The organism is Coprococcus intestinihominis, assembly GCF_040096555.1.
GTDB classification, from domain to species: Bacteria; Bacillota; Clostridia; order Lachnospirales; family Lachnospiraceae; genus Coprococcus_A; species Coprococcus_A intestinihominis.
On the sequence record NZ_JBBMEK010000001.1, the window covers coordinates 34,214 to 42,882 of the forward strand.

7 protein-coding genes are annotated in these 8,669 nt (G+C 38.4%); 5 read left to right on the forward strand and 2 right to left on the reverse strand.

The genetic code is table 11. From position 1 onward, the window contains the following. The first annotated feature begins 170 nt into the window (after positions 1-170). The 3 genes from codY to tsf all read left to right on the forward strand — a co-directional run bounded on the left by codY (position 171) and on the right by tsf (position 2,941). Positions 171-935 carry a GTP-sensing pleiotropic transcriptional regulator CodY gene (gene codY / locus WMO25_RS00180; RefSeq protein WP_015514517.1) on the forward strand — a complete coding sequence of 255 codons (765 nt, stop codon included), beginning with the start codon at positions 171-173 and terminating at the stop codon, positions 933-935. Positions 936-1,141: 206 nt separating this feature from the next. Next, positions 1,142-1,873, forward strand: a complete 732-nt coding sequence (rpsB, locus tag WMO25_RS00185) for a 30S ribosomal protein S2 (RefSeq protein ID WP_015514516.1) — start codon at positions 1,142-1,144, stop codon at positions 1,871-1,873. A gap of 129 nt (positions 1,874-2,002) precedes the next feature. After that, complete coding sequence (tsf, locus tag WMO25_RS00190) at positions 2,003-2,941, forward strand: translation elongation factor Ts (protein WP_015514515.1); 939 nt, start codon at positions 2,003-2,005, stop codon at positions 2,939-2,941. 338 nt (positions 2,942-3,279) lie between these two features. On the opposite strand, the gene WMO25_RS00195 is transcribed toward tsf, so the two are convergent. Further along, positions 3,280-3,774 (reverse strand): hypothetical protein, encoded by a 495-nt coding sequence (locus tag WMO25_RS00195; protein WP_349083207.1) that lies wholly within the window; start codon positions 3,772-3,774, stop codon positions 3,280-3,282. Positions 3,775-3,900: 126 nt separating this feature from the next. Beyond that, positions 3,901-4,764, reverse strand: a complete 864-nt coding sequence (locus WMO25_RS00200; RefSeq protein WP_349083208.1) for an AraC family transcriptional regulator — start codon at positions 4,762-4,764, stop codon at positions 3,901-3,903. 200 nt (positions 4,765-4,964) lie between these two features. On the opposite strand from WMO25_RS00200, the gene WMO25_RS00205 reads away from it, so the two are divergent. Both WMO25_RS00205 and WMO25_RS00210 read left to right on the forward strand, forming a co-directional pair. Further along, a complete protein-coding gene (locus WMO25_RS00205) occupies positions 4,965-8,003 on the forward strand; it encodes a glycoside hydrolase family 2 TIM barrel-domain containing protein (RefSeq protein ID WP_349083211.1) in 3,039 nt (1,012 codons plus the stop codon). Between the two features lie 167 nt (positions 8,004-8,170). Beyond that, on the forward strand, positions 8,171-8,669 hold a 499-nt coding region (locus WMO25_RS00210), incomplete at its 3' end, for an MFS transporter (protein WP_349083214.1).

The window sequence follows — 8,669 nt, forward strand, 5'->3', positions numbered from 1 at the left end:
GTTTGCGGAAACGTCTGTGCTTATGTCGTTTTTTATCCTAATTGTAGGTATAATTTTCTTAATTAATAATAAAATTTGAAATTTTCCAACATTCCCCTTGTTATGTTGGAATTTTCATGATAGAATGAGAAAGTAATAATGGGCAATCTTAAAAGAAAGAAGGATTTGATATGAGCGTACAATTGTTAGATAAAACACGTAAAATAAATAAATTACTGCATAACAATAATTCACATATGGTTGTCTTTAACGACATATGCGAAGTGCTCAGTGAAATACTGGAATCCAACATTCTTGTGATCAGTCGTAAAGGCAAAGTACTCGGTATTAAGAATCGACCGGATATTGCAGAACTGCATGAACTGATTGTGGATGCTGTAGGCGGACATATTGATGAAATGCTGAACGAGAGATTATTAAGTGTCCTTTCTACAAAGGAGAATGTCAATTTGCTGACACTTGGCTTTGAGAGCGACGACATCAACACCTATCAGGCTATTATTACCCCGATAGATATTGCAGCTGAGCGTTTGGGTACATTGTTTATTTATCGCAAGGATAAGCCATATGAAATTGATGACATTATATTGAGCGAATATGGCACCACCGTCGTTGGTCTTGAAATGCTTCGTTCCGTCAACGAGGAGAATGCAGAAGAGACAAGAAAGGTTCAGATCGTCAAGTCAGCTATCAGTACACTGTCATTCTCAGAATTAGAGGCTATCACACATATTTTTGAAGAACTGGATGGTAATGAAGGAATTCTTGTTGCCAGTAAGATTGCAGACCGGGTAGGTATTACACGATCCGTTATTGTGAATGCACTTCGTAAGTTCGAAAGCGCCGGAGTAATCGAATCCCGTTCTTCCGGTATGAAGGGAACATACATTAAGGTTTTGAATGATGTGGTTTTTGATGAATTAAAGAAATTATAGGCTTGAGTTGATCGGGTTTAACAGATTTAATTGTAAGAATTACACGAATCAGAAGGAATTTTATGAAAAGGCTTGCCATTGGCAGGCCTTTATGTTATAATGCTACTCGGTAAAAAAAGACACGCAGATTGATTTCGGGAATGGTGCCCACAGGGTTGAACCCGGAGAGGACGTCTGCGGAAGAACAAAACCATGGAGGTATTAAAATGAGCGTTATTTCAATGAAACAGTTACTGGAAGCCGGTGTTCATTTCGGACATCAGACAAGAAGATGGAACCCTAAGATGGCTCCTTATATCTACACAGAGAGAAATGGTATCTATATCATCGATCTTCAGAAATCTGTAGGTATGGTTGACGATGCTTACAATGCAATCAAAGATATCGTTGCAGATGGCGGCACAATTCTTTTTGTTGGTACTAAGAAACAGGCACAGGATGCAATCAAAGCAGAAGCAGAACGTTGTGGTATGTACTATGTTAACCAGAGATGGTTAGGCGGTATGCTGACTAACTTCAAGACAATCGAAAGCAGAATCGCAAGACTCAAAGCAATCGAGAAGATGTCTGAAGACGGTACATTCGAAGTCCTTCCTAAGAAGGAAGTTATCGAACTGAAGAAAGAATGGGAGAAGCTTGAGAAGAACCTTGGCGGTATCAAGGATATGAAGAGAATCCCAGATGCAATCTTCATCGTGGATCCTAAGAAGGAAAGAATCTGTGTACAGGAAGCACACATCCTTGGTATTCCACTGATCGGTATCGCAGATACAAACTGTGACCCAGAAGAACTGGATTACGTTATCCCAGGTAACGATGATGCTATCAGAGCAGTTAAACTGATCGTTTCCAAGATGGCAGATGCTGTTATCGAAGCAAAACAGGGTGCAGATGCTGAAACAACTGAAGCAGAAGCAGCTGAAGCTGATGCAGAATAATTATAGAGACTGATTTGTTCATTGAATAAATAGTTCAGGCTGTCTCGGGGCCGGATAAGCTTTGAGACAGCTTTTTAAACTAAATGATATTATTTTTATATATTATATGAATAACGGAGGAATAGAATCATGGCAATTACCGCAGCAATGGTAAAAGAATTAAGAGAAATGACAGGCGCAGGCATGATGGACTGCAAGAAAGCACTGAACGAAGTAGACGGCGATATGGACAAAGCTGTAGAATTCCTTAGAGAAAAAGGTCTTGCAGCAGCAGCTAAGAAAGCATCCAGAATCGCAGCAGAAGGTATCGTAGCAACACTTGTTTCCGATGACAAGAAATCCGCTGCTATCGTTGAAGTTAATGCTGAAACAGACTTCGTTGCTAAGAATGAAGTATTCCAGTCATACGTTGCACGTGTAGCTGCACAGGTACTGGCTTCCAACAACACAACAATGGAAGCATTCATGGCTGAACCATGGATCGATGATGCTTCTTTCACAGTAGAACAGGAACTTTCCCAGATGGTTGCTAAGATTGGTGAGAAACTGAGCATCAGAAGATTTGAGAAAGTGACAAACGAAAACGGTGTTATCGCTTCTTACATCCACGCAGGCGGTAAGATTGGCGTTCTGGTTAACATGGATACAACAGCATCCGCTGAAGCAGTTGAAGAATGCGGCAAGAATGTTTGTATGCAGGTTGCAGCTCTTAAGCCTCAGTTCACAAACCGTAACGAAGTAAGTGCAGAGCATATCGCACACGAGAAAGAAATCCTTCTTGCTCAGATCATGAACGATCCTAAGGAATCTCAGAAACCAGCTAAGGTTATCGATGGTATCGTAACAGGTCGTATCAACAAAGAATTAAAGGAAATCTGCCTTCTTGATCAGGTTTATGTTAAAGCTGAAGACGGTAAACAGTCCGTTGGCAAATATGTTGAATCTGTAGCTAAAGAAGTTGGTGCACCTATCGCTGTTAAATCTTTCGTACGTTTCGAGACAGGTGAAGGTATGGAAAAACGTGAAGACGATTTTGCAGCTGAGGTTGCTAAACAGGCTGGAATGTAATCCATTCAGCGACTTTACAGAAAAATGTTCTGCTAAACTCAATAAAATCAAGGCTTCTAGCGATTTTATTACTAAAACATGTGTGTTGTGAAAGTATCATAAAGTATCATAATTTATTACCATTTATCACAGTATTTTGCGTCAATCTTGCGTAGGGTTTTGCGTCAGATGACAATCTAGTTCCCTTCGGCTAAGTTTACGCAAAATAACAATTATGGAATGACTTATATACACATATAAGAGACTCTATTATTTAGAGTCTCTTTTTTAGTAAAGAATAAACAATATACAAAAAGTAAAAAAATGGGAGACTCCATAATTGGAATCTCCCATAATTATTATAAATTCTCAACAATATTGTTCCAGTAATTATATCTGCTTGTAACAGACTGTAAACTACGTGTACCACCATTTAAGAGTGCTCTATAACTTTCGTTATCTTTATAGGTGCTAGAGAACTCTTTGATTTTCTCAACAAATTTATCAAAATCTTTTCCTTCTCTACGACATTTAACAGCTGCATATAAGATCATTGGAAGAGATAAGTATAAGTATTTTGTCTTCTCAAGTCTCTCATCCAGCATATCCAATGTATCAACAATCTCGCTACCGAGTTCTTCACTAAGATTGTCACCATAACAAACAACAAACTTATTAAGTGCATCCTGATTAAATGACAGGAAACTATGTTCATCATTTGTATTAAGTAACATCAGTGTTTCCCGGATACCTTCTTCCATTGTTCCGAAATACGAATCTGTAAAACCATAAGACTGTAAATTTTGAAGAAGAACTGATACCATCTCTAATGGCATATGTAATTGCTCTGCCATATATTGCATATCCTTAAGATTTAAATCAAAATCCTCGCCATCATCACGAAGCTTCGCAAAAGGAGTATCATCAGGATATTCCAGCCCTTGTAATGTTTTTATTTAGTTTTTATGACATTATAGATTTCATAACTTATTTCTTATTTTTCGGTATTCTCTTGGCGAATATCCTTTCAGCTTGTGAAAAAGCCGGCTGAAATAAAGCTGGTTATCATATCCGACAATCTTAGAAATCTCATTGATGGAATAAGTTGTTGTTTCAAGTAACATCTGAGCATTGTTGATACGGATTCCCACAATGAATTGCATTGGTGTAGAACCGGTATATTTTTTGAAATTTCGGATAAACCAGCTGACACTCATGCCTCGTGAGGCAGCATAATCATCAATATTGATATTTTGATTGTAGTTTTCACTGAAAAAGGTAACAGCATTATCCATCTCATGATCAAGATATTCATTTTTTAATATATACTCTCTTGTCAGTTCCCGGTGGAAACTAATCAGAAGATGACGTAGCAAAAGGACAAGCATTTCCTCATAATTATCTTGACAGCGTTGGAGCTCGATAATGATACGTTTGAAAATTTGTTCATATTCATTAGATGTACCCACTTGAAAGACACGTTCTTTATCCGGAAACCCATATTGACGTAAGATATTTTTCACATTGCTTCCTGTGAAGTGAATCCAGTATACTTCTGTCTTATCTTCTCCGTAATATTCATATTTCTGAAGTTCTTTCGGTCTGTACAGTACAATGTTGCCGGCTGGAACAATCGTTTCGTTATTTACATTATCAAAATGAAAATGCCCACAACCAGCAGTGATATATATAAGCTGATAATCCAGACGACCCCTTGGACGGTAGGTAGGAAGTTTGGGATGTCTGGAAAGACGGTAAGTACCACAGCTACCTACAATCAGCGGACGACTTTTGTCTTTGAAATCCATATGTGAGTTGTTCAAATAACCGGTGTTCAAATACATAGGACAGCACCTCTTTTCGCACTTTTTATCATTGTATCATTTAGTGCATATTTTGTCTAATCCAATTCATAGACATATTTTGCGGATTAGGATAAGCTATATATAGCATAACTAAGGAACGTAAACAAAAAAGTAAAGTATAAGGTTTGCTTTAGGGAAACAAAGAACAAAAAAGTATATGTATTGGAGGAGAGTTATTTATGATTGTGCCACGTTATTATGAAAATCTAAGCGTACTGCACGAAAACACAATGCCAGCCAGAGCCTATTATATTCCGGCATCCAAAAGAATGGATAACTTGGTGGAACACAGAGAAGAATCAGATCGTATGCAGTTATTGAATGGAACTTGGAAATTCCAGTATTTTAACAGCATCTATGACATTCAGGATTCTTTCTTTGAGAAAAATTATGATACAGAAAATTTTGATGAGATTCAGGTTCCAAGTGTATGGCAGATGGCAGGATATGATACACACCAGTATACAAACATCCGGTATCCGTTTCCGTTTGATCCACCATATGTGCCACAGGATATTCCGTGTGGAGCTTATGTACATAATTTTGAGTACAGCAGAGATGAGAAAGCATCAAAAGCTTTTTTGAACTTTGAAGGAGTAGACAGCTGCTTTTATGTATGGATCAATGGCTTTTACATAGGATACAGCCAGGTTTCACATATGACCAGTGAGTTTGATGTTACCGATGTACTTCAGGATGGAACGAATACAGTGGCAGTGTTGGTAATGAAATGGTGTGATGGTTCCTATTTGGAAGATCAGGACAAATTCCGTATGAGTGGTATTTTCCGGGATGTGTACATTTTGAAACGCCCAAAACAGGCAATCAGTGATTATCATATTAAAACAAGAATTGAGGATATGCTTGCGAAAGTAGAAATTGAAATGAAATTCTACTCTCCCTTAAATGTAAAAATTTCGATTGAAGATAGAAACGGAGCAGTTGTAGCACTAGGAAGTATTGCTGAAGAAGGAACAGCTGTATTAGAAATTGCAAGTCCGGAACTTTGGAATACAGAAAATCCATATCTATATAAACTGATTCTTGAAACAGAGAATGAAGTAATTGTAGATCACATTGCATTAAGAAAGATAGAGATTAAAGATCAGGTCATTTACCTAAATGGACAGAAGATTAAATTCCGTGGTGTCAATCGACATGATTCCGATCCGGTTACTGGATTTACAATCAGTCTGGAACAGCTCACAACCGATCTTACGTTAATGAAGCAGCATAATTTTAATGCGATCCGTTCCAGCCACTATCCGAACGCACCATTTTTCTATGAAATGTGTGACAAGTATGGATTCATGGTGATAGATGAAGCAGATATTGAAGCTCATGGTCCATTTATGATCTACAGAAAAGAAGACACCGATTACAATCGGTTCAAACGATGGAATGAGATGATTGCAGATGATCCGGCATGGGAAGAGGCAATCGTTGATCGCGTAAAACTCATGGTGGAACGTGACAAAAACCGTTTCTGTATTGTTATGTGGTCAATGGGAAATGAGAGTGCTTATGGCTGCAACTTTGAAAAAGCACTGGAATGGACAAAGAATTTTGATCCAGACCGCATCACACAATATGAGAGTGCAAGATACCGTAATTATGATGAAACATATGATTACAGCAATCTGGATGTGTACAGCCGGATGTATCCGGCGCTTTCCGAAATTCAGGAATATCTGGATAAAGATGGAAGCAAACCCTTCCTTTTGGTAGAGTACTGTCACAGTATGGGAAACGGACCTGGAGATTTTGAAGATTACTTCCAGATGATTCAGGATAATGATAAAATGTGCGGCGGCTTTGTCTGGGAATGGTGTGACCATGCGATTGCTCATGGAACTGCTGAGAATGGAAAGACCATATATGCTTATGGGGGCGACCATGGCGAAGAAATTCATGATGGCAACTTCTGTATGGATGGATTAGTATATCCGGACAGAACGGTACATACAGGACTTTTGGAATACAAGAATGTTTATCGCCCGGCAAGAGTTATTTCCTATAACAAAGAAAGTGGAGAACTGGTGCTTCATAACTACATGGATTTTGATGACTTGAAAGATTATGTGAAGATCAGTTATGAACTGACGCAGGACGGGCTTGTAATCAGCAAAGGTAAACTTCCAGAAGTTTCAGCAGCACCACACAGTGAAGGAAAAATAAACCTTAAAATCAATGTGCCAGAGAGTGGAAAATGTTATTTAAAATTTATTTACCATCTGAAAAAGGAATTGCCACTGTTGGATGAAGACCATATTCTTGGATTCGATGAAATTGAGGTAAGCAAAGACGGTGCAAAATGTAAACTTGCTGAGAAATGGCTACAAAAAACAGCAGTGGACTCTGAGTTACAGGTAAATGAAAATGATACACAGATCCATATCAAGGGGCGTGAATTTGCTTATACCATAGACAAACGTACTGCACTCTTTACAGAAATGAAATTCGCAGGGCGGGAATACTTGAACCATCCGATGGAATTAAATATTTGGAGAGCTCCAACAGATAACGATATGTACATCAAGTCTGAATGGAAGAAAGCCCATTATGATAAAGCTTATACAAGAGCTTACACGACAGAGGTCGTGCAGGGAAAGCATGGTGTGAAAATTACAAGCCATGCATCCGTTGTGGCAGAGACAGTACAGAAGATTCTTGATGTGACGATCACATGGAAAATAGAAGCTGCTGGAAAGATTGATGCAGATATTGAAGTAACAAAAGATGATGAATTCCCGGACCTGCCAAGATTTGGTGTGAGGATGTTCCTGGATAAAAAACTTTCAGCTGCACGATACTTTGGAATGGGACCACAGGAAAGCTATTGTGACAAACATCAGGCTGCGAGCCACGGTTTGTACCAGGCAAATGTAGAGGATTTGCATGAGGATTATATTTGCCCACAGGAAAATGGAAGCCATTATGATTGTGAATATGTAGAACTTAACAACAGTCGATATGGAATTGTGGTATCCGCGGAAAATGCCTTCTCATTCAATGCTTCTTATTATACGCAGGAAGAACTTGAGAAGGAAACGCATAATTATGAATTGACAGAATCAGATAGTGTAGTATTTTGCGTTGACTACGCATTAAATGGCATTGGTTCTAATAGTTGTGGTCCAGTTGTATTGGATCAGTACCGATTTGATGATGTATTATTCCGGTTCCAGTTTACGCTGATACCGTATGTAAAGGGATAATAAAGTTTCATGTAACTCGTAAACAAAGAAGGATAGTCTGATTGCAATGTAAAGTCCGGATATACAGAGCAATCAGACAAAAACAGAGAAAAAATTAGAATTAGACATCATATGGTTAGTCATATTGAGATTCTAAGTGCAATGAAGATGAGGAGCAAAGAAATTCGTTGGAAGAAAAAAAGTATTTGAAATGGTATAACAAAATTGGATATGGATCAGGTGATATTGCAGGTAATGTAGTCTATGCTTTCCTGACATCTTTTATGATGGTCTATCTGACGGACTCAGTAGGACTTGCTGCAGGTGTCGTAGGTACCCTGATTGCCGCATCAAAACTATTTGATGGTTTTACGGATATATTTTTTGGATCAATGATTGACAAAACACACAGTAAAATGGGAAAAGCGAAGCCATGGATGCTATACGGATACATTGGTTGTGCCATTACGCTGGTCTGCTGCTTTGCAGTACCAGTCAGCTTTGGAACAACGGCTAAATACGCATGGTTCTTTATTTCTTATACACTGTTAAATGGTGTGTTTTATACAGCAAACAATATTGCTTACTCAGCACTTACGTCACTGATTACAAAGAACAGCAAAGAGCGTGTGCAGATGGGATCTTACCGTTTTATTTTTGCATTTTCAACAAGTCTTCTGATTCAGG

Coding starts and splice junctions, on each gene's coding strand:
- WMO25_RS00205 (WP_349083211.1), top strand. CDS start 4,965: ATGATTGTGCCACGTTATTATGAAAATCTAAGCGTACTGCACGAAAAC.
- tsf (WP_015514515.1), top strand. CDS start 2,003: ATGGCAATTACCGCAGCAATGGTAAAAGAATTAAGAGAAATGACAGGC.
- rpsB (WP_015514516.1), top strand. CDS start 1,142: ATGAGCGTTATTTCAATGAAACAGTTACTGGAAGCCGGTGTTCATTTC.
- WMO25_RS00200 (WP_349083208.1), bottom strand. CDS start 4,764: ATGTATTTGAACACCGGTTATTTGAACAACTCACATATGGATTTCAAA.
- codY (WP_015514517.1), top strand. CDS start 171: ATGAGCGTACAATTGTTAGATAAAACACGTAAAATAAATAAATTACTG.
- WMO25_RS00195 (WP_349083207.1), bottom strand. CDS start 3,774: ATGGCAGAGCAATTACATATGCCATTAGAGATGGTATCAGTTCTTCTT.